The organism is Enterobacter sp. CPE_E863 (assembly GCF_046521465.1).
Lineage (GTDB): Bacteria > Pseudomonadota > Gammaproteobacteria > Enterobacterales > Enterobacteriaceae > Enterobacter > Enterobacter adelaidei.
Window position 1 is genome coordinate 1,017,736 of sequence record NZ_JBKFZX010000001.1, and the last position, 23,010, is coordinate 1,040,745.

At 53.4% G+C, this 23,010-nt stretch carries 22 protein-coding genes; 1 reads left to right on the forward strand and 21 read right to left on the reverse strand.

Going from position 1 to position 23,010, the window contains the following annotated elements; all coding sequences use genetic code 11:
* Positions 1–64: 64 nt before the first annotated feature.
* The 11 genes from ybeD to leuS all read right to left on the reverse strand — a co-directional run bounded on the left by ybeD (position 65) and on the right by leuS (position 11,873).
* Positions 65–328 (reverse strand): DUF493 family protein YbeD, encoded by a 264-nt coding sequence (gene ybeD / locus ACLHV8_RS04920; RefSeq protein ID WP_003858718.1) that lies wholly within the window; start codon positions 326–328, stop codon positions 65–67.
* A gap of 105 nt (positions 329–433) precedes the next feature.
* On the reverse strand, positions 434–1,645 hold the full coding sequence (dacA, locus tag ACLHV8_RS04925; protein WP_028019477.1) for a D-alanyl-D-alanine carboxypeptidase DacA: 1,212 nt from the start codon (positions 1,643–1,645) through the stop codon (positions 434–436).
* A 139-nt stretch (positions 1,646–1,784) separates the two neighbouring features.
* Positions 1,785–2,897, reverse strand: coding sequence for an endolytic peptidoglycan transglycosylase RlpA (rlpA, locus tag ACLHV8_RS04930; protein WP_049007946.1), 1,113 nt, complete (start codon positions 2,895–2,897; stop codon positions 1,785–1,787).
* A 16-nt stretch (positions 2,898–2,913) separates the two neighbouring features.
* A complete protein-coding gene (gene mrdB / locus ACLHV8_RS04935; RefSeq protein WP_028019475.1) occupies positions 2,914–4,026 on the reverse strand; it encodes a peptidoglycan glycosyltransferase MrdB in 1,113 nt (370 codons plus the stop codon).
* Between the two features lie 2 nt (positions 4,027–4,028).
* Positions 4,029–5,930: a peptidoglycan DD-transpeptidase MrdA gene (gene mrdA / locus ACLHV8_RS04940; protein ID WP_049007948.1), complete on the reverse strand. Its 1,902-nt coding sequence runs from the start codon at positions 5,928–5,930 to the stop codon at positions 4,029–4,031.
* 29 nt (positions 5,931–5,959) lie between these two features.
* Complete coding sequence (gene rlmH, locus ACLHV8_RS04945; RefSeq protein ID WP_003858701.1) at positions 5,960–6,427, reverse strand: 23S rRNA (pseudouridine(1915)-N(3))-methyltransferase RlmH; 468 nt, start codon at positions 6,425–6,427, stop codon at positions 5,960–5,962.
* 3 nt (positions 6,428–6,430) lie between these two features.
* Positions 6,431–6,748 (reverse strand): ribosome silencing factor, encoded by a 318-nt coding sequence (gene rsfS, locus ACLHV8_RS04950; protein WP_003858696.1) that lies wholly within the window; start codon positions 6,746–6,748, stop codon positions 6,431–6,433.
* Between the two features lie 269 nt (positions 6,749–7,017).
* Positions 7,018–7,683 (reverse strand): nicotinate-nucleotide adenylyltransferase, encoded by a 666-nt coding sequence (nadD, locus tag ACLHV8_RS04955; protein WP_028019473.1) that lies wholly within the window; start codon positions 7,681–7,683, stop codon positions 7,018–7,020.
* Positions 7,676–8,707 (reverse strand): DNA polymerase III subunit delta, encoded by a 1,032-nt coding sequence (gene holA / locus ACLHV8_RS04960; RefSeq protein ID WP_128347895.1) that lies wholly within the window; start codon positions 8,705–8,707, stop codon positions 7,676–7,678. Before holA ends, nadD begins: the two co-directional genes overlap by 8 nt.
* On the reverse strand, positions 8,707–9,276 hold the full coding sequence (lptE, locus tag ACLHV8_RS04965) for an LPS assembly lipoprotein LptE (protein WP_028019471.1): 570 nt from the start codon (positions 9,274–9,276) through the stop codon (positions 8,707–8,709). The genes holA and lptE overlap by 1 nt, the downstream gene beginning before the upstream one ends.
* A 14-nt stretch (positions 9,277–9,290) precedes the next feature.
* The gene (gene leuS / locus ACLHV8_RS04970) at positions 9,291–11,873 is read right to left on the reverse strand and encodes a leucine--tRNA ligase (protein WP_208593840.1); all 2,583 of its coding nucleotides are present in this window, start codon (positions 11,871–11,873) and stop codon (positions 9,291–9,293) included.
* Positions 11,874–12,087: 214 nt separating this feature from the next.
* Here leuS and ACLHV8_RS04975 point away from each other — a divergent pair, with 214 nt between their 5' ends.
* On the forward strand, positions 12,088–12,570 hold the full coding sequence (locus ACLHV8_RS04975; RefSeq protein WP_028019469.1) for a zinc ribbon-containing protein: 483 nt from the start codon (positions 12,088–12,090) through the stop codon (positions 12,568–12,570).
* Positions 12,571–12,649: 79 nt separating this feature from the next.
* Here the strand turns inward: ACLHV8_RS04975 and rihA are convergent, their stop codons facing one another.
* The 10 genes from rihA to miaB form a co-directional block, all read right to left on the reverse strand.
* Positions 12,650–13,591: a pyrimidine-specific ribonucleoside hydrolase RihA gene (gene rihA, locus ACLHV8_RS04980; protein WP_208593839.1), complete on the reverse strand. Its 942-nt coding sequence runs from the start codon at positions 13,589–13,591 to the stop codon at positions 12,650–12,652.
* A 120-nt stretch (positions 13,592–13,711) separates the two neighbouring features.
* Positions 13,712–14,437 (reverse strand): amino acid ABC transporter ATP-binding protein, encoded by a 726-nt coding sequence (locus tag ACLHV8_RS04985; protein WP_014883001.1) that lies wholly within the window; start codon positions 14,435–14,437, stop codon positions 13,712–13,714.
* Positions 14,437–15,111: a glutamate/aspartate ABC transporter permease GltK gene (gltK, locus tag ACLHV8_RS04990; RefSeq protein ID WP_208593838.1), complete on the reverse strand. Its 675-nt coding sequence runs from the start codon at positions 15,109–15,111 to the stop codon at positions 14,437–14,439. Before gltK ends, ACLHV8_RS04985 begins: the two co-directional genes overlap by 1 nt.
* Positions 15,111–15,851 (reverse strand): glutamate/aspartate ABC transporter permease GltJ, encoded by a 741-nt coding sequence (gltJ, locus tag ACLHV8_RS04995; RefSeq protein ID WP_028019467.1) that lies wholly within the window; start codon positions 15,849–15,851, stop codon positions 15,111–15,113. Before gltJ ends, gltK begins: the two co-directional genes overlap by 1 nt.
* Before the next feature lie 155 nt (positions 15,852–16,006).
* On the reverse strand, positions 16,007–16,912 hold the full coding sequence (locus ACLHV8_RS05000; RefSeq protein WP_014069338.1) for an amino acid ABC transporter substrate-binding protein: 906 nt from the start codon (positions 16,910–16,912) through the stop codon (positions 16,007–16,009).
* A 384-nt stretch (positions 16,913–17,296) separates the two neighbouring features.
* Positions 17,297–18,835, reverse strand: a complete 1,539-nt coding sequence (gene lnt / locus ACLHV8_RS05005) for an apolipoprotein N-acyltransferase (RefSeq protein ID WP_049007959.1) — start codon at positions 18,833–18,835, stop codon at positions 17,297–17,299.
* A gap of 5 nt (positions 18,836–18,840) precedes the next feature.
* Complete coding sequence (corC, locus tag ACLHV8_RS05010) at positions 18,841–19,719, reverse strand: CNNM family magnesium/cobalt transport protein CorC (RefSeq protein ID WP_028019465.1); 879 nt, start codon at positions 19,717–19,719, stop codon at positions 18,841–18,843.
* Between the two features lie 89 nt (positions 19,720–19,808).
* A complete protein-coding gene (gene ybeY / locus ACLHV8_RS05015; protein WP_003858677.1) occupies positions 19,809–20,276 on the reverse strand; it encodes an rRNA maturation RNase YbeY in 468 nt (155 codons plus the stop codon).
* Entirely contained in the window at positions 20,273–21,319 is a 1,047-nt protein-coding gene (locus tag ACLHV8_RS05020; RefSeq protein WP_028019464.1) for a PhoH family protein, read from the reverse strand. The genes ybeY and ACLHV8_RS05020 overlap by 4 nt, the downstream gene beginning before the upstream one ends.
* Before the next feature lie 154 nt (positions 21,320–21,473).
* Positions 21,474–22,898, reverse strand: a complete 1,425-nt coding sequence (gene miaB / locus ACLHV8_RS05025; RefSeq protein WP_049007961.1) for a tRNA (N6-isopentenyl adenosine(37)-C2)-methylthiotransferase MiaB — start codon at positions 22,896–22,898, stop codon at positions 21,474–21,476.
* Positions 22,899–23,010 lie beyond the last annotated feature (112 nt).

A 23,010-nucleotide genomic window follows, 5' to 3' on the forward strand; every position in this document is an offset into this window, starting at 1 on the left:
ATGAGAGGGAGTATATCACAGCGGGGAGAGGGGTTACCCGGCAAAGCGGGTAACCTCAAAGGGACTACAGCACCATACGAACAATTTCGATATTGCCGAGTTCTTCGTACAGCGTCTCAACCTGCTCAATGTGAGTCGCAGTGATGGTAATAGAAACCGAGTGGTAGTTGCCCTTGCTGCTTGGTTTTACTGACGGAGAGTAGTCACCCGGCGCATGGCGCTGTACCACTTCAACCACCTGATCAACCAGCTCAGGTTTCGCCAGACCCATTACTTTGTAGGTAAACGGGGTAGGGAATTCAAGCAGTTCGTTAAGTTTGGTTTTCATGTCAGCTCCGGCGTAACGTCAAAAAGAATAACTCCCACGTCAGGTGGGAGTTATCAGGATACTTAGTATATGGGGATCAAAATCACACTTTCAAGTGTTCGATTTTTAACCAAACCAGTGATGGAACATCAATTTAATGTAATCAATGATTTTGCCGAAGAAATTGCCTTCAGGAATTTCTTGCAGGACAACCAGTGGACGCTGATCGATAGTCTTGCCATCCAGCTGGAAGTTGATCGTGCCCACCACCTGGTTTTTCTGCAGTGGCGCATGCAGTTCGGTGCTGTTCAGTACATAGCTGGCTTTCAGATCTTTCATTCGACCGCGTGGAATGGTCAGGTACAGGTCTTTATCAACGCCGAGGGAAGCACGGTCGTTATCGCCGAACCAGACAGGTTCAGAAGCAAACTCTTTACCTGCTTTCAGTGGGTTTACGGTTTCGAAGAAACGGAAGCCCCAGGTCAGCAGTTTTTTGCTTTCTGTTTCACGGCCTTTAAAGGTGCGACCGCCCATCACGGCGGAGATCAGACGCATCTGGCCTTCTGTCGCAGAGGCCACCAGGTTGTAGCCGGCTTTGTCGGTGTGACCGGTTTTGATGCCGTCAACGTTCAGGCTGTTATCCCACAGCAAGCCGTTACGGTTGGTCTGACGAATACCGTTGAAGGTGAACTCTTTCTCTTTATAGATGGAGTACTCATTAGGTACGTCGCGGATCAGTGCCTGACCAATCAGCGCCATATCACGTGCGGAGCTGTACTGGCCATCGGCGTCCAGGCCATGCACGGTCTGGAAATGGCTGTTTTTCAGACCCAGCGCGGTAACATAGCTGTTCATCAGACCTACGAAGGCATCCTGACTACCGGCGGCGAAATCGGCCATGGCTACGCAGGCATCGTTACCAGACTGCAGGTTGATACCACGGATCAACTGAGAAACAGGAACCTGCATACCTGGTTTCAGGAACATCAGCGAGGAACCTTTGAAAACAGGGTTCCCGGTTGCCCACGCATCGTTACCGATGGTGACCAGGTCTGATTCTTTGAATTTACCTGCTTTCATCGCCTGGCCGATAACGTAGCTGGTCATCATTTTGGTCAGGCTAGCCGGGTCACGGCGAGCATCGGCGTTCTGTTCCGCCAGCACTTTGCCAGAGTTGTAGTCGATCAGGATGTAGGATTCAGCATCAATTTGCGGAACGCCAGGGATCATGGTCTTGATATTCAGGTCATCGGCGTGAGCTGCAGAGAGTGCAGTAGCGCAAAGGGCCGTGGTCAGCGCCATGCGCTGCACAAAACGAGCGGAAAAAGTGGTCTTCATGGTCAGAACTACGACATCCGTGATGGAATTAAAAAAAGTGCCCTACTATAGCAAATGCTATTCAGGCAGGCATCCGACTTTAAGCATGAGTTTGTGAATGTGTTTTACACAAACTGACAATTCGGATACCGCCGGTTCATTATTTCGCAACAGCGATAAATGACTGAAGTTGAGCTTCATTCTGCAGACGCTGCTGCAAGGACGCTGCCTGCGATTTGCTGGCAAACGGCCCCATTTGAATACGCCAGACCGCGCCATTCTGCTCAACGCGTCCTGGTACGCCAAACTGCTGGCTCAGACGCTGCTGATACTGTTTGGCTCGGGCCTGATCGCTCACTGCGCCTACCTGAACCACATAACTGCCACTGGCCGCTGCTGGAGCAGCAACTGGCGCACTTTGCGTCACGGCTGGGGCTGTTACAGGAGCTGGCTGGGTAGCCGGAGCGGTAACAGGAGCGGGTGCTGGTGTAGGTTCACTGCCTTCCAGCACGCCTGCGGCTAAGGTCGTTGGTGCGCCAAGGAAGCCGCTACTCTTTACCGGCGCGCCGGTCGAGTCATCGCTTTGCAGGGTATCATTGCTGATGGCGCGGATCTCCCCACCTGGCTGAGCAGGCTCTGCCGGTGAAGAGGCGCTCCCCATTCCACCGTCAAGATTTGGGCGGTCAGGAAGGGCATAAGTCTGTTTAGCCACCGTGGTACATGCTGTGCCTGGGCCGGACAGCGAACCATCCTGCGCTACAATAATCGGATCAATACGGACTTTGGTATTGTTTGAGGTGTTCAGGCGGTCAGCGGATGCGCGGGACAGAGAGATCACCCGGTCATTACCGTACGGGCCGCGATCGTTAATTTTCACGACGATCATTCGCCCATTCGCCAGGTTCGTTATACGAGCATAGCTTGGGATCGGCAGCGTTGGGTGCGCTGCGGTAAGCTGCATTGGGTCAAAGGCTTCGCCTGATGCAGTCAGGTTACTACCGGGTTCAGCATCATAAATGGCGGCAAAGCCTGCCTGACTGAAACGAGAAGGATCCTGAACAATTTTGTAGCTTTTGCCGTCGCGCTCGTAATCCTGATTCGCGCTGGCATTTAGCGGTTCATAAACGGGATCGGCACCGCTGATTTCAACGATCGGGCCATTACAAACCGCAGGCTGCGGTGGCGCGACGGTTGCCTGTTGCTGACCATCATCACTTGTGCAGGCCGCAAGTAAACTTGCCGCGATGCAGATCCCCAGCCACTGCTTACGCATTCCGATCCCCTTATTTTTATACGCTTTTTGACAACATTTTTCTGTGGGTATGGATCGACATTACGATACCAAACCCGGCCATCAACACGATCAGTGCCGAGCCTCCGTAACTCACCAGCGGTAGCGGTACGCCTACTACAGGCAGAATACCACTCACCATACCAATATTTACGAAGACATAAACGAATAAAATCAACATTAACCCGCCAGCCATGACGCGACCAAAGGTGGTTTGCGCACGAGCGGCAATCCACAATCCGCGCATGATTAGCAGCACGTAGAGCGCCAGCAATATCAAGATGCCAACCAGTCCCAGCTCTTCCGCCAGTACCGCAAAGATAAAGTCAGTGTGGCGTTCCGGTAAAAATTCCAGCTGAGACTGGGTGCCGTGTAGCCAGCCTTTACCGCGTAGCCCACCAGAGCCAATCGCAATCTTGGACTGAATAATATGATAGCCCGCACCAAGCGGATCGGTTTCTGGATCGAGCAACATCATTACGCGCTGGCGCTGGTAATCATGCATCAGGAAGAACCAGAGAATGGGGATGAAAGCCGCAATCAGCACCACCGCGATACCAATCAGACGCCAGCTTAAGCCCGACAGGAAGAGAACAAACAGGCCGGAGAGGGCGATTAAGATTGAGGTGCCAAGGTCAGGCTGCGCGGCAACCAGCAGTGTCGGCAGGAAAATCAGCACCAGCGCGATGGCGGTATTTTTTAGCGACGGCGGGCAGACGTCACGGTTGATAAAGCGCGCGACCATCAATGGAACGGCAATTTTGGCAATTTCAGAAGGCTGGAAGCGAACCACACCCAGATCCAGCCAGCGCTGTGCGCCTTTAGAGATAGCGCCGAAGGCGTCAACCGCAACCAGCAACACAATACAGAATATATACAGGTACGGTGCCCAGCCTTCATAGACGCGCGGCGGGATCTGCGCCATGACCACCATAATGACCAGCCCCATCGCGATCTGGCCGATTTTGCGCTCCATCATGCCGATGTCCTGGCCACTGGCGCTCCAGATAACCAGGGCGCTGTAAACCAGCAGAGCCAGCAGGATCAGCAGCATGGCTGGGTCGATGTGGATTTTATCCCACAGCGATTTCTTATTTGGATTATCCGTCATGATTATTGGTCCTCCGCCGCAGCGGCGGCCGGGTTTTCAGCCGGCAGTTCGGTGTTGTTATCACCCAGCATAATGTGGTCAAGGATCTGGCGCATGATGGTCCCGACTGCTGGTCCGGCACCGCCGTTCTCCAGAATCATTGCCACCGCCACCTGCGGGTTATCATAAGGGGCAAATGCCGTCATCAGTTTATGGTCACGCAGTCTTTCGGCAATGCGGTGCGCGTTATAGGTTTCATTGGCTTTCAGACCAAACACCTGCGCAGTACCTGATTTCGCGGCCACTTTATACGGCGTACCAGCGAAATACTTATGCGCGGTACCGTTAGGACGGTTTGCTACGCCGTACATACCGTCTTTAGCGATTTCCCAGAAGCCGGAGTGAATATCCCCCACAGGCGCTTCATGCGGCTGGTTCCAGGGCACTTTTTTACCGTCTTCAACCGTACTTAGTAGCAGGTGTGGAACTTTCACGACACCGTCATTGATGAGGATCATCATGGCTTTGTTCATCTGAAGCGGTGTTGCTGTCCAGTAACCCTGTCCGATACCCACCGGAATGGTATCGCCCTGATACCATGGTTTTTTAAAGCGTTTCAGCTTCCATTCACGCGTTGGCATATTACCGGAACGTTCTTCTGCAAGGTCAACGCCGGTGTAGTGCCCATAACCGAATTTGCTCATCCACTCTGAGAGGCGGTCAATCCCCATGTCATACGCCACCTGATAGAAGAAGGTATCCGCAGACTCCTCCAGCGATTTGGTGACGTTCAGATGACCGTGGCCCCATTTTTTCCAGTCACGGTAGCGTTTTTCAGAACCAGGCAACTGCCACCAGCCCGGGTCAAACAGGCTGGTATTACGGTTGATAACACCGGCACTCAATGCAGAAACCGCCACGTACGGTTTAACCGTTGACGCTGGCGGGTAAACACCCTGTGTCGCGCGGTTCACCAGCGGCGTATTAGGGTCATTCAGCAGACCGGAATAGTCCTTACTGGAGATGCCATCGACAAACAGGTTCGGGTCATAACTTGGCATTGAAACCATTGCCAGAATGCCACCGGTACGCGGATCGGTGACCACAACGGCTGCTCGGCTGCCTGCCAGCAGGGTTTCAATATACTGCTGAAGCTTAAGATCGAGCGTCAGATACACATCATGTCCCGCCTGAGGCGGCACTTCTTTAAGCTGGCGAATAACGCGGCCACGGTTGTTAACCTCAACCTCTTCATAGCCAGTCTGTCCGTGCAGAACATCTTCGTAATAACGTTCAATCCCCAGCTTACCGATATCGTGCGTCGCGGCGTAGTTCGCCAGTTTGCCGTCTTTATCGAGACGATCGACGTCTTTATCGTTAATTTTGGAAACGTAGCCAATCACATGCGTCAGCGCAGAGCCATAAGGGTAGTAGCGACGTTTGTAACCCTTCACTTCCACGCCGGGGAAACGGTACTGGTTTACCGCAAAGCGGGCAACCTGGACTTCCGTCAGATTGGTTTTTACCGGAATGGAGGTGAAACGGTGAGAGCGGGCCCGTTCTTTTTTGAAAGCGGCGATATCGTCATCGTTAAGATCGACAACGCTTCTCAGCGCTTCCAGCGTATCCTGAACATTATCGACCTTTTCCGGCATCATCTCTATTTGATAGATGGTGCGGTTTAACGCCAGCGGTGTGCCGTTACGGTCGTAGATGATGCCGCGGCTGGGGGCGATTGGCACCAGCTTAATACGGTTTTCGTTTGAACGCGTCTGGTAATCGGTAAAGCGGACAATTTGCAGATTATAAAGGTTGGCGATCAGCACGCCGGTAAGCAGCAAAATCCCCGTAAAGGCGACCAGCGCCCGGCGCACAAACAGCGCGGACTCAGCCGTATAGTCGCGAAAAGAATTCTGTAGTTTCATCCGCTGCTTAATCTACCCTGGTCAAGTCACTATTCGCGGTGATAGGGGTGGTTGGTCGTAATGCTCCACGCGCGATACAGGCTTTCTGCCACCAGTACCCGAACGAGCGGATGGGGAAGCGTCAGCGCGGAGAGAGACCAACTTTGTTCTGCTGCCGCTTTGCAGGCAGGGGATAACCCTTCTGGCCCGCCAATCAACAGACTGACGTCACGGCCATCCTGCTTCCAGCGCTCCAGTTCGTGCGCCAGCTGCGGCGTATCCCAGGGTTTTCCTGGAATATCGAGGGTGACGATGCGGTTTTTGCCTGCGGCAGCCAGCATCAGTTCGCCCTCTTTATCAAGAATACGTTTGATATCGGCGTTCTTGCCGCGCTTTCCGGCGGGGATCTCCACCAGTTCGAACGGCATGTCTTTTGGGAAACGACGCAGATACTCAGTAAAACCGGTTTGTACCCAGTCCGGCATTTTGGTGCCGACGGCGACCAGTTGCAACTTCACGCATTAACCCCAGAGTTTTTCCAGCTCATACAGGCGACGGCTCTCTTCCTGCATGACATGGACAATCACATCGCCGAGGTCGACAACCACCCAGTCAGCCGTCGCTTCACCTTCAACACCAAGCGGCAACAGCCCTGCTGCACGTGATTCCTGAACCACGTGATCGGCAATCGAAACAACATGACGCGTAGAAGTACCGGTGCAGATAATCATGCAGTCGGTAATACTGGATTTACCCTTAACGTCGATAGCGATGATGTCCTGACCTTTCAGGTCATCAATTTTGTCAATAACAAAATCCTGGAGTGCTTTACCCTGCAAGTTTTCCCCCTGGGGTGAACGAGATTGTATAACTATGAATTCGTGGCCAGACAGTATACCTGAACTAGCGCCTGTGTCGGGACAAATGTCTCCGGCCGGGCTTTTGAAGGCGGGTATCATCCCACCCTCCGCCTGAGATTGCATCGCCATTTTTGTAAAACAATTTCTGTAAAGCAATGATCGGCGGGAAAGTCTGGCAGCGGAGGATAACAGTATGGCTTACTCTGTCAAGGCAGGATAATCAATAAGCCACTTTTTATGGTCCCGGGTCAGGCATCTGCACTTTTCTGATACAACCCGTGTGCGTGAATATACGCCAGTACCGATGCGGGCAGCAGATCGTCACACGCTAAGCCCTGTTGCAGGCGCTCACGAATGAGGGTCGCAGAGATATCGAACCACGGTGTTTCTGCCAGATAAATTTTCCCGGCAGGCTGATTGTGGAGATCTTCAACATTATCGGTGAGATGGTCTTCCAGCCATTGCTGATACTGCTCTTCGCGCATCGTCAGCGGATAACCCGGACGGCGGCAGACAAGCAGGTGGCTGTTCTCCAGAATGGTTTCATACTGATGCCATGTGGGGAGATTTAGCAGTGAATCCTGGCCAATAATGAAGGCCAGCGGCTTGTCAGGGCCTTGTTCAGTCCGCCACTCCTGCAGCGTCTGTGACGTCCAGGAGGGAGTATCGCGACGTAGCTCCCGTTCATCAAGTTTGAAAAGCGGTTTATCCGCAATGGCCAGGGCCAGCATCTCTTTGCGTTGCTCGCTGGTCGCCTCAGGCTGGGGACGGTGTGGCGGAACATTATTGGGCATAATGGTGACGCACTGAAGCCCGATCAGATTCGCCAGAATTTCGACTGGCTTCAGATGCCCGTAATGTACCGGGTCGAAGGTGCCACCATACAGGGCCTGTAAAGAATGCATGCTATCCATCAATAAATACGTCTGCGAGCGCCTTGTGGCAGAGCAGCAGAGAAAGGCTTTCCAGCTCTGCCCAGACCGACTGGCCGTAATCTTGTTTTAACGTGAGCTCAGCGCGCATCAGCAGCTGAACAGCCTGTCGCAGCTGTTCATGACTCAGGCGGTTAATGGCCTCTGTCGTCATAGCCCGGCGATTTTGCCATACGCGGTGTTTATCAAACAGCGAACGCAACGGCGTATGGGCAGACTGACGCTTTAGCGTAATCAGCAGCAGTAATTCGCGCTGCAGAGTACGTAGCAGAATAACGGGTTCGCTCCCTTCGAGGCGCAGTTGTTGCAGAATATGCAGGGCGCGTTTGCTTTTCGCCGCCAACAACGCATCCACCCAGTGGAATGGCGTGAAGTGCGCGGCATCGTTAACGGCCTGTTCGACACGCGGTAGGGTGAGTTTACCATCCGGCCAGAGCAGGGAGAGTCTGTCAAGCGCCTGAGCCAGGGCCAGCAGATTTCCTTCATAGCAGTAGCAAAGCAGTTGATTCGCGGCGTCATCCAGTTGAAGGTTGTTTTGCTTCGCTCTCGCCGCCACCCATTTGGGTAGATGCGTTTGCTCAGGCGTCTGACAGGTGACCAGCACTGCGTGAGTTGCGAGCTGGGTAAACCAGGCTGCATTTTCCTGTGCTTTAGTGAGCTTGTTGCCGCGCACGATGAAGAGCAGATCGCTGTGCAACAGGCTAACCAGCGTAGCGAGTTGTTCATTCATGGCCGCGTTAGGACCATTTTCCGGCAGCAGGATCTGGATAGTCTGGCGCGACGCGAAAAGACTCATCGCCTGGCAAAGCGAGAAGAGGGCGTTCCAGTCGGTGTTGTTATCCAGTTGAACGGTGTGATGTTCATCAAATCCCTGAGCCGCCGCCGCATGGCGCACGGCATCCAGGCTTTCCTGAAGTAATAGCGGATCGTTTCCAAGAAGCAAATACGCCGCGCGCAGCCCTTCATTGAGCTGCGCGCGAAGTTGTTCAGGATACAGCCTGATCATCATTTACCCAGAGAGTTAGCAGCGGGAAGCGTGCCAGCAACCGGTTTTTCAACAATGTCAGAACCTTGCTTGGTTGACGCTGCAACACTTGGCAGTTTACGGATCAGCTGTTCCGCTGCCTTGTCGTACATTTCGTTGATAATAATCTGCTGTTCGGCATCTTTTGCCAGCGCCGTCTGCGGATTATCGAAGAACGAACGGTACACTTTCGTGCTGATCGGATAAATATCTTTACCCGGGATCAGAACTGCCGCATCGACCGTTAACACCATCTGATACTCTGCGGTGCGGCCATCCTGGAAGATAGAGGCTGTATCTCTCGACAGACCGCCTCCTATCACACGCAGAGACGGTACATCCTGGCGAAGCGTTTGTTTCTCAACAATTTCAACACCGTTCAGACGCAGCTGGTTACGAATTGCCCGGCTGAGTGGGCCATTCGGATCCCCGGAATCAAAGATCATCGTTTTCATCTGAGCAGGCACCGCCGTGGTATTGCGCAGGTGCCAGCCACAGCCAGCGGTGACAAGCACCGCCAGAGATAAGAGTATTGTTGCCAGTTGTCGCACGTTTCCTCCCGCGCTTAGCCAACGACCAGATTCAGCAATTTACCCGGTACGTAGATCACTTTACGTACGGTAACGCCCTCAAGATATTTTGCGACCAGAGGTTCCTGGCCCGCGCGTTCGCGAACCTGTTCTTCGGTTGCATCGACCGCCACGGTAATTTTACCGCGTACTTTGCCGTTTACCTGAACGACAACCAGCGTAGTGTTTTCCACCATCGCGGCTTCGTCGGCCTGTGGCCATGGCGCATTGTCGATATCGCCTTCGCCTTTCAGCTCCTGCCACAGGGTGAAGCTAACGTGCGGAGTGAACGGGTTCAGCATGCGAACGACGGCCAGCAATGCTTCACGCATTAAGGCACGATCCTGCTCGCCGTCCTGCGGGGCTTTCGCCAGCTTATTCATCAGTTCCATAATAGCTGCAATTGCAGTGTTAAAGGTCTGACGACGACCAATATCATCGGTCACTTTCGCAATCGTTTTATGAACATCACGACGCAGCGCTTGCTGATCTTCAGTCAGTGCCGCGGCGTTCAGTGCCGGAGCATCACCCTGTGCAGTGTGTTCGTAAACCAGTTTCCAGACGCGTTTCAGGAAGCGGTTTGCACCTTCCACACCCGATTCCTGCCACTCCAGGGTCATGTCCGCCGGAGAAGCAAACATCATGAACAGACGCACGGTATCCGCGCCGTAACGTTCAACCATCACCTGTGGGTCGATGCCGTTGTTTTTGGATTTAGACATCTTGCTCATGCCGGTATAGACCAGTTCATGACCTTCGGCGTCTTTCGCCTTCACAATGCGGCCTTTCTCGTCACGCTCAACGATAGCATCAACCGGAGACACCCAGTTACGCTCGCCGTTAGCACCCACGTAGTAGAAGGCATCAGCCAGTACCATACCCTGACACAGCAGCTGTTTTGCCGGTTCGTCAGAGTTCACCATGCCGGCATCACGCATCAGTTTGTGGAAGAAGCGGAAGTAGAGCAGGTGCATGATGGCATGTTCGATACCACCGATGTAAATGTCTACCGGCAGCCAGTAGTTCGCTGCATCAGAGTCCAGCATACCCTCTTTATACTGCGGGCAGGTGTAACGCGCATAGTACCAGGAGGACTCCATAAAGGTGTCGAAGGTGTCGGTTTCACGCAGCGCAGGCTGGCCGTTGACGGTGGTTTTTGCCCACTCAGGATCGGCTTTGATCGGGCTGGTAATGCCGTCCATAACCACGTCTTCAGGCAGGATCACCGGCAGTTGATCTTCCGGCGTTGGCATCACGGTGCCGTCTTCCAGCGTCACCATTGGAATTGGAGCACCCCAGTAACGCTGGCGGGAAACGCCCCAGTCGCGCAGACGGAAGTTAACTTTACGCTCGCCCATGCCCAGAGAGGCCAGTTTGTCTGCAATGGCATTAAAACCGTCTTCGAAGCTCAGGCCGCTGAATTCACCGGAGTTAAACAGGGTGCCTTTTTCAGTCAGCGCTTGCGCGGACAGGTCTGGTTCAGAACCATCGGCGGCCAGGATAACGGCTTTAATCGGCAGGTTGTATTTGGTCGCAAACTCGTAGTCGCGCTGATCGTGGCCTGGAACAGCCATGACTGCACCTGTACCGTATTCCATCAGAACGAAGTTTGCGGCCCAGACAGGGATCGCTTCGCCTGTCAGTGGGTGCTTAGCATAGAAGCCTGTCGCTACACCTTTTTTCTCCATCGTCGCCATGTCGGCTTCGGCCACTTTGGTGTTGCGGCATTCGTCGATGAAGGTGGCCAGTTCTGGATTGTTCTCCGCCGCTTTCTGCGCCAGAGGGTGACCCGCAGCCACGGCCAGGTAGGTCGCGCCCATGAAGGTGTCTGGACGGGTGGTGTAGACGGTCAGGGTCTGGTCGTAGTTCTCAACGTTGAAGGTGATCTCCACGCCTTCAGAACGGCCGATCCAGTTGCGCTGCATGGTTTTAACGGTATCTGGCCAGTGATCCAGCGTATCCAGATCGTTCAGCAGTTCGTCAGCATAGGCTGTGATTTTGATAAACCACTGTGGGATCTCTTTACGCTCAACTTTGGTATCACAACGCCAGCAGCAGCCATCAATAACCTGTTCGTTCGCGAGAACAGTCTGGTCATTTGGACACCAGTTAACAGCAGAGGTCTTCTTATACACCAGGCCTTTTTTGTACAGCTCGGTGAAGAATTTCTGTTCCCAGCGATAGTATTCCGGGGTGCAGGTTGCCAGCTCGCGGCTCCAGTCATAGCCAAAGCCCAGCATTTTAAGCTGGTTTTTCATGTACGCGATGTTGTCATACGTCCATGGGGCAGGTGCGGTGTTGTTTTTTACCGCAGCGCCTTCAGCAGGCAGACCGAACGCATCCCAGCCGATTGGCTGCAGAACGTTTTTGCCCAGCATACGCTGGTAGCGGGCGATCACATCACCAATGGTGTAGTTACGCACGTGGCCCATGTGTAGTCGACCAGAAGGATAGGGAAGCATCGACAGGCAGTAATACTTCTCTTTGCTCTCGTCTTCGGTTACTTCAAAGGTGCGCTTCTCGTCCCAGTGTTGCTGGACTTTTGATTCTATCTCTTCCGGGCGGTATTGCTCTTGCATGGCAGCCAGTGGTCCTGTTTTCAATACAGCTACAAATGTAGCCAATGGATGTGGTATTTCAGATCCGCATAGCATAGCCCAAACGTCCGCGTCAAAACAGCCTTTCGCACAAATGCACATTGCAGGAATTTACCGGGTCTGTGCTTCACCTGACAAAGCGGCGACGAAATAAGGTCTATTATTAGAAATAGTTACTTACCCGGGAGGCAAAATGATGAACAAGGTTGCTCAATTTTACCGCGAACTGGTGGCGACACTGACGGAACGGCTGCGTAACGGCGAGCGCGATATTGACGCGCTGGTGGAGCAGGCTCGTGCCCGCGTGACGCAAACGGGTGAGTTAACGCGTACCGAAGTGGAAGAGGTCACCCGCGCGGTACGCCGTGACCTGGAAGAATTCGCGCGCAGCTACCAGGAGAGCCAGGATGAGGTCACTGACAGCGTATTTATGCGGGTGATTAAAGAGAGCCTGTGGCAGGAACTGGTGGATATCACCGATAAAACGCAGCTGGAGTGGCGCGAGGTGTTTCAGGATCTGAACCATCATGGTGTCTACCACAGCGGCGAAGTGGTTGGCCTGGGGAATCTGGTCTGCGAGAAATGCCATCACCATATTGCAGTGTATACGCCGGAAGTGCTGCCGTTATGTCCGAAATGTGGGCACGATCAGTTTCAGCGTCGACCGTTTGAGCCATAAATAAAAGTAAAACGGCAACTATGTTGCCGTTTTTAGTGTCTGCCCCCTCTCACCTTGGGAGAGGTGTAGGGTGAGGGCATCAGGCCGCAGCGTAGTACTTGAGCCTCTTCGCCAGCAAATCCACAAACGCCTGCCGATCGATATCCACCATCACCGTGGTATTCGGCGCATTCCCCGTCAGTGAGTAGTAATCCACTACAGTCATCCCCTGGGTATATTTCCCCTGCGTCTCCACACCGACCCAGCGTTCCACTGTGGTAAACATCTCCGGCTTCAGTAGCCAGGCAATGGTGCATGGATCATGCAGGGGCGCGCCGTGGAAGCCCCACTTCTCGGCTTTGTGATATTCCATAAAGAAGTCGAGCAGTTCGGCCACAGTTGTCGCAACCGGGTTGCCCACCGAGCGGAAACGCTCAATATCGTCCGCCATAATCTGCGCTCGATGGGTAACGTCCAGTCCCGCCATCACAACCGGCAAGCCGGACTGGAAGACAATCTCAGCGGCTTCCGGGTCGACAAAGATGTTGAACTCCGCCGCAGGCGTCCAGTTACCCAGCCCCATTGCGCCACCCATTATCACGATACGGGAAATTTTACTGTGCAGCTCCGGATGACTGTTAAGCAGCAACGCAACGTTGGTTTGCGGACCGGTTGCCACCAGCGTTACCGGCTCGGCACTTTCACGCAGCACCTTCGCCATCAGCTCCACGGCAGTGCAGTGTTGCGGTGCGAAACCCGGCTCCGGCAGTGCCGGGCCGTCCAGCCCGCTCTCACCGTGAACGTTGTCGGCAATGATCAGCTCCCGCATCAGCGGTTTCACGGCCCCGCCAGCGACAGGAATATCAGTGCGTCTGAGCAGTGTTAGCATGCGCAGGACGTTACGCAAGGTTTTTTCAGGCGTCTGGTTTCCGGCGGACGAGGTGACGGCTTTCACGTCAAGTTCAGGGGAGGCAAGAGCGAGGACGAGCGCGATCGCGTCATCATGACCCGGATCGCAATCGAGAATAATAGGCTGTGCCATAGCGTTCTCCATACGTAGCGTTATTTTGTGACAAGGTTAACGCTGCAATGTGACGCCGACGAGAGGAAGTGAGTGAAAGCGTGAAGCAGTGCGCAATCCGCAGATTGCGCACTGAGAAGATTAATGCAGAATTTTGGCAAGGAAGTCTTTTGCACGTTCTGATTTCGGGTTAGCGAAAAACTCTTCTTTCGGTGAGTCTTCCACGATCTTCCCTTCGTCCATAAAGATCACGCGGTTTGCTACTTTGCGGGCGAAGCCCATTTCGTGGGTCACCACCATCATGGTCATCCCTTCGTGCGCCAGCTCGACCATCACGTCCAGCACTTCGTTGATCATCTCTGGATCGAGCGCCGACGTTGGCTCATCAAACAGCATCGCCACCGGATCCATGCACAGCGCGCGGGCGATCGCCACACGCTGCTGTTGGCCGCCAGATAGCTGTGCCGGAAACTTATCGGCATGCGCAGAGAGCCCAACGCGTTCCAGGAGTTTCAGCCCTTTCTCGCGCGACGCTTTTTTATCGCGCTTAAGCACTTTTACCTGCGCCAGCGTCAGGTTCTCAATAATGGAGAGGTGAGGGAACAGCTCAAAATGCTGGAACACCATGCCAACGTGAGAGCGAAGCTGGGCGAGATTGGTTTTTTTGTCATTGACTTTAGTGCCATTGACGACGATCTCACCCTGCTGCACCGGCTCTAGTCCGTTGACGGTTTTGATCAGTGTGGATTTACCGGAACCTGACGGTCCGCACACTACCACCACATCGCCTTTTTTCACTTCGGTGGAGCAGTCGGTCAGCACCTGAAAGTGCCCATACCATTTAGAAACATTTTTCAGGGAAATCATTATACCGTCCTTTTCTTCAGCCAACTGACCAACAGCGACGCGCTTAAACTAATCACAAAATAGACCGCACCCGCAAAGAGCACCATCTCGACCTGCGTACCATCACGCTCACCGATGGTGGAGGCGGTACGGAAGAAGTCTGCCAGGCTGAGTACATATACCAGAGAGGTATCCTGGAACAGCACGATACCCTGAGTCAGCAGGAGTGGAACCATGGCGCGAAACGCCTGCGGCAGAATGATGAGCTGCATGGACTGCCAGTGTGTCATCCCCAGCGCCAGGGCGGCACTGGATTGTCCACGAGAAATACTCTGGATACCCGCACGGATAATCTCAGAGTAATAAGCAGCCTCGAACATGGAGAACGCCACCATCGCCGAGATCAGGCGGATATCGGTTTTCGGTGACAGCCCCAGTACGTTTTGCAGGAAACCGGGAACAATCAGGTAAAACCACAGCAGCACCATCACCAGCGGAATGGAACGGAAAACGTTAACGTAGGCCGTTGCGAACCAGGCGAGCGGCTTAAAGCTCGACAGGCGCATGACCGCAAGCAGGGTTCCCCAGACGATACCAATGATGATGGCAATAACGGTGATTTTTAAGGTAATCACCAGGCCATCAAGCAGGTAAGGCATGGATGGGACGATAGAACTCCAGTCAAAATCGTACATTATTTACCTCCCAGATTGCCCGGCAGGCGAATTTTGCGTTCAACCAGGTTCATCACCAGCATGATGAAAGCGTTAATCAGAACATAGGCGAGCGTGATTGCGGTGAAGGATTCCCACGCATGAGCGGAATAATCCAGCAGCTTGCCCGCCTGCGCAGCCATATCCACCAGGCCGATGGTCGAGGCGATGGCCGAGTTTTTCACCAGGTTCATCATCTCAGAGGTCATCGGTGGAACGATAACGCGGTAGGCGTTAGGCAGCAGAACATAACGGTAGGTTTGTGGCAGCGTTAATCCCATCGCCAGACCTGCATTTTTTTGTCCACGTGGCAATGACTGAATGGCGGCTCGCACCTGCTCGCACACGCGCGCAGCGGTAAACAGCCCCAGACAGAGCATCGAGGAGACAAAGAACTGAACGTTAGGATCCAGTTCCGACTTGAACCACATGCCAATATTTTCCGGCAGCAGTTCAGGAATCACCAGATACCAGGTAAAGAACTGCACAATCAGCGGAACGTTACGAAACAGTTCAACGTACAAGGTGCCGAGGGTTGAAAGAAAGCGGTTAGGGACGGTACGCAAAATACCGAACAGCGAGCCGACAAGAAATGCGATGATCCATGCCGTTATGGATAAAGCGACAGTGACCTGAAAGCCGCTCCATAACCAGCCAAGATAGGTGGTGTTGCCGAACGGGGCTTGTTGCAGAAAGATGCCCCAGTTCCAGTCTATTGACATAATAAACTCCAGAAAAAAAAGGGTAGCAGCGCTACCCTCGAAGATTGGTGAGAAGCTCATTTTTCGCGCTGAGTGGGGAACGACCACTCAACGTATAGTCTGTCCATGCTTCCCGACAATCGAGAGGGCAGGAGATCCCGCCCCTGTTGTTCTAATTAGTTAAGAGCCTTGTCATTTGGTGATTTGAACAGCGCTTTCATGTCGTCAGACAGTTCAAAGTTCATGTTCAGGTTTTTTGGTGGAATTGGGTTCTTGAACCACTTGTCGAACCATTTTTCCGCTTCGCCGGAAGTTTGTGCCTGGGCGATGGTGTCATCGATCAGTTTTTTGAACTCAGCGTCGTCTTTACGCAGCATGCAGCCATAAGCTTCTTTTGACTGTGCAGTTCCGACGATTTCCCAGTTGTCCGGTTTCTTCGCTTTCGCGCGTTCGCCCGCCAGCAGGGCGTCATCCATCATAAACGCGACGGCACGGCCACTTTCCAGGGTACGGAAGGAGTCGCCATGGTCTTTCGCGCTGATGATGCGCATATCCATTTTCTTCTCATCATTCAGTTTGTGCAGCAGCACTTCTGAGGTGGTACCGGAGGTGACAACGACCGCTTTGCCTTTCAGGTCAGCAAAATCTTTAATCTCGCCGCCTTTTTTGGTCAGCAGGCGGGTACCTACCACGAAGATGGTGTCAGAGAAAGCAGCCTGTTTCTGACGCTCAAGGTTGTTGGTGGTGGAGCCACACTCAAAATCAAAGGTGCCGTTTTGCAGCAGTGGAATACGGTTTTGTGAAGTGATTGGGATCAGCTTCACCTGCAGGTCAGGTTTGTTCAGCTTTTTCTTCACGGCTTCAACGATGGCGTTGGAGTAATCCTGTGAATAACCCACGACTTTTTGCGTGTTGTCGTAGTAAGAGAACGGAACAGAAGATTCACGGTGGCCGACCACGATCACGCCGTTTTTGGCAATCTTGTCGAGAGTGCTTCCGGCAGCCGGAGCGTCTTCAGCGTGAACCACGCCTGCAGACATCCCCATAACCAGCATTGCTGTGGCCAGTTTACGTAATTGCATACCCAACTCCTTTTTTATCAGCGCCAGAGACGCATTGATACCCATTGTGATGTTGTTATATCTCGCGCTATGCGAGTGCAGTGTTATGCAAGCTTGTTAACATTTAGTCTGGCTTAATGTAAAGATTTTGCTGCGTTATTGTTTATTTTTGCGAAGTGCGCCGCACCATTCAGAGGCAAAAATCTCTCGTTGCACCGTTTCGGTGCTACCGATGATCTACGCTGGTGCGACCAGGTTGCGCGTTAAGCCAAACTGCGTTTACCTGAATAAACAAAGCAATAGGCGTGCCAGAATTGGAGTCTGGAGGGAATGGTAGGATGGTAGCAACAGTATGGAAAAGTTGACCGGGTAAGCGTCAACGCCACCCGGCAACATAAGGTAAGGTTATTTACGACGCTGACGAAGACTCATCAACACCGCACCAAAACCAAACAGCGCGGTCAGGATCCACAGCGGCCAGTTGCCGGTGCGGGCGTACGGCGTCAGTCCCGTGGTTGGCGTGACGTTGGTGGTCAGCACCTCACGGGTAAACTGCGGGATCATGGCCTGAATTTCACCCTGTGGGCCAATTACGGCGGTGATGCCGTTGTTGGTGCTACGCAGCAGTGGACGCGCCAACTCCAGGGAACGCATTCGCGCCATCTGGAAGTGTTGCCATGGGCCAATCGACTTACCAAACCACGCGTCATTGGAGATGGTCAGAAGGAAGTCCGTGTCCGGGCGGAAGTTATCGCGTACCTGCTCGCCGAGGATAATTTCGTAGCAAATGGCTGCGGTCAGGGCAAAACCGTGCGCATGCAGCTGCGGCTGAACGTATGGGCCGCGGCTGAAAGAGGACATCGGCAGGTCAAAGAACGGTGCCAGCGGGCGCAGAATGGACTCCAGCGGGACAAATTCACCAAACGGAACCAGGTGATTTTTGTTGTACCTGTCAGTGGAGTTGTAGCTGTATTCGCTATCTTTGCCGAGGGTAATGATGGTGTTATAGGTGTCATAACGGTTCTGCTGATTCAGACGCGCATCAACAATACCGGTAATCAGCGTGCTGCCGCGCGCGAGCAGCAGATCGTTCATCATGTTCAGGAACGGCTGCTGGTTTATTTCCAGGTCCGGGATCGCAGATTCCGGCCAGATAATCAGCTGTGATTTGCCCATGACCTCTTCGGTCGCGTTGGCGTAGATCTTCAGCGTATTCAGAAGCTGCTTTTCATCCCACTTCATGGCCTGCGGGATATCACCCTGCACCATGGAAACCTGCGTAGCGCGTTCTGGCTCCAGGGTATACCACTGGATATAGCGCAGCGGGAAGGGCAGTGCGAACAATACCAGTGCCGCAACCAGCGGCTTCCAGCAGCGCTTGGCCAACGCCAGTACCAGCAGGCCGCTGACAACCATCAGCAGGAAGTTAATCGCCTCAACGCCCATCACCGGTGCCAGGCCTTTCAGCGGCCCGTCAATCTGGCTGTAGCCGAACTGCAACCATGGAAAACCGGTCAATACCCAGCCACGCAGGAACTCGGTAATTTGCCAGACAACCGGCGCCGCAATGGCGACGCGCAGCCAGGTGGTTTTTGGCCACAGGCGAGAAAGGATGCCGGCGAACAGACCGGTATAGAGCGAGAGATACGCGGCGAGCAATACCACCAGGAAGACGTTAACCGGGCCAGGCATTCCGCCAAACTGGGCGATGCTAACATAGACCCAGTTGATGCCTGAGCCAAACAGCCCCAGTCCCCAGAAGTAACCGATAGCCGCAGCCTGTACCGGACGACGATTCAGGGTCAGGCCCTGAAGCCCCATCAGGGAGAGAATGGCGGCGGGCCAGATATCGTAAGGAGAAAAAGCCAGCGTACCGCTGGCTCCGAGTAACAGCGCCAGCAGCAAACGGACGCGCTGGCGTTCAAGCAGTGGGGCAAATGCCATTTACATTAATCTTCCAGTTTTGGCACCGGTGAGTCATCCGGCGTTCTGACATGAACCTGTATAATACGTCGGCTGTCGGCCATCGCTACCTTGAACTGGTAACCGTCGATGTCAACGGTTTCACCGCGCGCCGGGAGGTGGCCAAAGGCCTGCATCACCAGACCGCCAATGGTATCAACCTCTTCATCGCTGAAGTGGGTGCCGAAAGCGTCGTTAAAGTCTTCAATCGAGGCCAGCGCACGCACAGTCCAGGTGTGGCGGCTCAGTTGACGGAAGTCGATATCTTCTTCTTCGTCATACTCATCTTCGATTTCTCCCACGATCAGCTCAAGAATATCTTCGATCGTGACAAGACCCGACACACCGCCAAATTCATCAATAACAATCGCCATGTGGTAACGCTGAGAGCGAAACTCTTTCAGCATCCGATCCACACGTTTACTTTCCGGCACAACCACGGCCTGGCGTAACACTTTTTCCATGCTGAAAGCGTCAGAATCGCTGCGCATAAACGGCAGCAGATCTTTCGCCATCAAAATCCCTTCAATGTGATCTTTGTCTTCGCTGATGACCGGGAAACGTGAGTGAGCGGATTCGATAATCACATCGAGGCACTCGTCCAGTGTCTGGTTACGTTTCAGGGTGATCATTTGCGAACGGGGGATCATGATATCGCGAACACGCTGGTCGGCGATGTCCATGACCCCTTCGAGCATTTCGCGCGTATCTTCATCGATAAGGTCGTTTTGCCCGGAATCACGAATCAGCTCCAGCAGTTCATCACGGTTTTTCGGTTCGCCGTGGAAAAGCTGGTTCAGAATGAGGGAGAAAAATCCCTTTTTACCGTTTGTCGTGTCGCTACTGTGTGAATTGTCGTCGCTCATGGCGTTTGTTAAGGGTTCTCTTGTTAGTTCAATGTTTACCGCCACGCGATTTCCTTTCGTGGCGGCATGTTAGTCAGTGGGGAGACTGACTATTCTTTCTCGGCAATGTACGGATCCTCATAGCCCAGAGCAAGCATTATCTCTGTCTCGAGGGACTCCATCTCTTCTGCTTCGTCATCTTCTATATGATCGTAGCCGAGCAGATGCAGGCTGCCATGTACCACCATATGCGCCCAGTGGGCTTCAAGGGGTTTTTGCTGCTCTTTGGCTTCCTGCTCAACCACCTGGCGACAGATGATCAGATCGCCCAGCAGCGGCATCTCGATGCCCGGTGGGGCTTCGAACGGGAAAGAGAGCACATTGGTAGGCTTATCTTTCCCGCGATAGGTCAGGTTAAGCTCATGGCTTTCAGCTTCATCCACCAGGCGAATCGTGACTTCTGATTCTTCCTGAAACTGGGGGATAACGGCATCCAGCCATTTCTGAAACTGCGCCTCTTCTGGCATACCGGAATTATCTTCACAGGCCAGCTGTAAATCGAGGATCACCTGACTCATTTCTGTTCTTGCTCCTGCGCTTCGCGCTTACGTTCTGCTGCCAGTTCGGCCTTACGCTTCTGATCGGCTTCTTCCCAGGCCTCGTAGGCGTTAACAATACGCGCGACGACCGGGTGGCGTACCACGTCTTCACTGTGGAAGAAGTTAAAACTGATTTCTTCGACCTCGGCCAGCACCTCAATGGCGTGACGCAGGCCAGATTTGGTGCTGCGCGGCAGGTCGATCTGGGTGACGTCACCGGTAATGACCGCTTTCGAGTTAAAGCCGATACGCGTCAGGAACATCTTCATCTGTTCGATGGTGGTGTTCTGACTTTCATCGAGAATGATAAACGCATCGTTCAGCGTACGGCCTCGCATATAAGCGAGCGGAGCAACTTCGATAACGTTACGCTCAATAAGTTTCTCAACTTTTTCAAAACCGAGCATTTCAAACAGCGCGTCGTATAAGGGACGCAGGTATGGGTCGACTTTCTGGCTCAGGTCGCCTGGCAAGAAGCCCAGTTTCTCGCCCGCTTCAACCGCTGGGCGAGTCAGCAGAATACGGCGGATCTCCTGACGCTCCAGCGCATCCACTGCTGCTGCTACCGCCAGATAGGTTTTACCGGTACCGGCCGGTCCGACGCCGAAGGTGATGTCATGGTCGAGGATATTCGCGATGTACTGTGCCTGGTTTGGCGTACGCGGTTTAATCACGCCACGTTTGGTTTTGATGTTAATTGCCTTGCCGTAGTCAGGCACACTTTCCGCGCTCTGCTCGAGCACTCGCGCTTCTTTAATGGCGAGGTGGATCTGTTCTGGCTCGATATCCTGAATTTCGCCACGCATTGGGGAGGTATCCACATACAGGCTACGCAGAATATCTGCAGCGGCGTTGACGCAGATAGGGCGTCCGGTCAGTTTGAAATGATTATCGCGACGATTGATTTCGATACCCAGACGTCGCTCCAGTTGCTTGATGTTGTCATCAAACGGCCCGCACAGGCTCAGCAGGCGAGCGTTGTCTGCTGGCTCAAGGCTAATTTCACGCGTGTCTATATTCAAACCGTTCCTCTTTGAGTGTTTAGTAGGGCTGGTATCATAAAACTGTCATTACCGAAATTATTCACGCCACAGAATAAAGGCGCAAGCATTGCGATGGATATTGGGGGCGAAGAGGGGAATTACAAGGCCTGCCAGAAAGGCAGGCCTGGACGCATTACGGCTGATAGATACCCACACCAGAATCGTTTTCTTTTCGGGTTCGGGAAATGACGGATTCCGGAGATTCTGCAATGCGCAGACCCATTTCATCCTCGGTACGTACCACCTTCGCTCGCAGCGAGTTGGTCAACACTTCCACAATCTCGACGTCCACGAATTTACCGATCATATCCGGGGTGCCTTCGAAGTTCACCACGCGGTTATTTTCGGTACGACCGGAGAGTTCCATAATGCTCTTGCGCGAGGTGCCTTCAACCAGAATACGCTGGACAGTACCAAGCATACGACGGCTCCAGGCATTGGCCTGCTGGTTGATACGCTCCTGCAGAATATACAGACGCTGCTTTTTCTCTTCTTCCGGCACATCGTCAACCATATCTGCCGCAGGGGTTCCAGGACGTGCAGAGAAGATGAAGCTGTAGCTAACGTCAAAATTCACGTCGCCGATGAGCTTCATGGTGCGCTCAAAGTCGTCGGCAGTTTCGCCTGGGAAGCCGACGATAAAGTCCGAGCTAATCTGGATATCAGGACGGGCTTCACGCAGTTTACGGATGGTGGATTTGTACTCCAGCACCGTATGCGGGCGCCCCATCAGGTTCAGCACACGGTCAGAACCACACTGAATCGGCAGGTGCAGGAAGCTCACCAGTTCCGGCGTGTCGCGATAAACATCGATGATGTCATCGGTAAATTCCATCGGGTGGCTGGTGGTGAAGCGAATGCGGTCGATACCGTCAATGGCTGCGACCAGACGCAGCAGTTCAGCAAAGCTGCCGGTGCTGCCGTCATAGTTCTCGCCGCGCCAGGCGTTAACGTTCTGGCCCAGCAGGTTCACTTCGCGTACGCCCTGCGCGGCAAGCTGGGCGATTTCAAACAGAATGTCATCCGCCGGACGGCTGACCTCTTCACCGCGCGTGTAAGGCACCACGCAGTAAGTGCAGTATTTGTTGCAGCCTTCCATGATAGAGACAAAAGCGGTCGGGCCATCCGCGCGCGGCTCTGGCAGACGGTCAAATTTTTCAATCTCCGGGAAGCTGACGTCAACAACCGGGCTACGATTACCGCGAACCTGATTGATCATCTCAGGCAGGCGGTGCAGGGTCTGAGGGCCAAAGACAATATCCACATACGGGGCTCTCTGGCGGATCAGTTTCCCTTCCTGCGACGCAACACAACCGCCAACACCAATGATCAAGTCCGGATTTTTTCGTTTGAGAAGTTTCCAGCGACCTAACACATGAAAGACTTTTTCCTGCGCTTTTTCACGAATAGAACAGGTGTTTAGCAGCAGCACATCGGCTTCTTTCGCATTTTCAGTCAGCTGGTATCCGTGGGTTGTATCCAGCAGATCGGCCATCTTGGATGAATCGTATTCGTTCATCTGACAGCCCCAGGTTTTTATATGGAGTTTTTTAGTCATCGACTTGCTCAGCTCAGGATTGCAAGCCGCGTATTGTAATGCTTTGGTGCGGTTGTGACCAGTATGAAGGTTGTCAACCTCCTGACCCCAAAAATCCGGTAAACTTAAGGGA

What these genes read in the sequence shown, in the direction of transcription:
- mrdB (WP_028019475.1), bottom strand. Translation starts at nt 4,026, where the DNA reads ATGACGGATAATCCAAATAAGAAATCGCTGTGGGATAAAATCCACATC.
- lnt (WP_049007959.1), bottom strand. Translation starts at nt 18,835, where the DNA reads ATGGCATTTGCCCCACTGCTTGAACGCCAGCGCGTCCGTTTGCTGCTG.
- ACLHV8_RS05000 (WP_014069338.1), bottom strand. Translation starts at nt 16,912, where the DNA reads ATGCAATTACGTAAACTGGCCACAGCAATGCTGGTTATGGGGATGTCT.
- gltK (WP_208593838.1), bottom strand. Translation starts at nt 15,111, where the DNA reads ATGTACGATTTTGACTGGAGTTCTATCGTCCCATCCATGCCTTACCTG.
- nadD (WP_028019473.1), bottom strand. Translation starts at nt 7,683, where the DNA reads ATGGATAGCATGCATTCTTTACAGGCCCTGTATGGTGGCACCTTCGAC.
- holA (WP_128347895.1), bottom strand. Translation starts at nt 8,707, where the DNA reads ATGATCAGGCTGTATCCTGAACAACTTCGCGCGCAGCTCAATGAAGGG.
- ybeY (WP_003858677.1), bottom strand. Translation starts at nt 20,276, where the DNA reads ATGAGTCAGGTGATCCTCGATTTACAGCTGGCCTGTGAAGATAATTCC.
- ACLHV8_RS04975 (WP_028019469.1), top strand. Translation starts at nt 12,088, where the DNA reads ATGAACAAGGTTGCTCAATTTTACCGCGAACTGGTGGCGACACTGACG.
- dacA (WP_028019477.1), bottom strand. Translation starts at nt 1,645, where the DNA reads ATGAAGACCACTTTTTCCGCTCGTTTTGTGCAGCGCATGGCGCTGACC.
- rihA (WP_208593839.1), bottom strand. Translation starts at nt 13,591, where the DNA reads ATGGCACAGCCTATTATTCTCGATTGCGATCCGGGTCATGATGACGCG.
- mrdA (WP_049007948.1), bottom strand. Translation starts at nt 5,930, where the DNA reads ATGAAACTACAGAATTCTTTTCGCGACTATACGGCTGAGTCCGCGCTG.
- miaB (WP_049007961.1), bottom strand. Translation starts at nt 22,898, where the DNA reads ATGACTAAAAAACTCCATATAAAAACCTGGGGCTGTCAGATGAACGAA.
- gltJ (WP_028019467.1), bottom strand. Translation starts at nt 15,851, where the DNA reads ATGTCAATAGACTGGAACTGGGGCATCTTTCTGCAACAAGCCCCGTTC.
- rlpA (WP_049007946.1), bottom strand. Translation starts at nt 2,897, where the DNA reads ATGCGTAAGCAGTGGCTGGGGATCTGCATCGCGGCAAGTTTACTTGCG.
- ybeD (WP_003858718.1), bottom strand. Translation starts at nt 328, where the DNA reads ATGAAAACCAAACTTAACGAACTGCTTGAATTCCCTACCCCGTTTACC.
- corC (WP_028019465.1), bottom strand. Translation starts at nt 19,719, where the DNA reads ATGAGCGACGACAATTCACACAGTAGCGACACGACAAACGGTAAAAAG.
- leuS (WP_208593840.1), bottom strand. Translation starts at nt 11,873, where the DNA reads ATGCAAGAGCAATACCGCCCGGAAGAGATAGAATCAAAAGTCCAGCAA.
- ACLHV8_RS04985 (WP_014883001.1), bottom strand. Translation starts at nt 14,437, where the DNA reads ATGATTTCCCTGAAAAATGTTTCTAAATGGTATGGGCACTTTCAGGTG.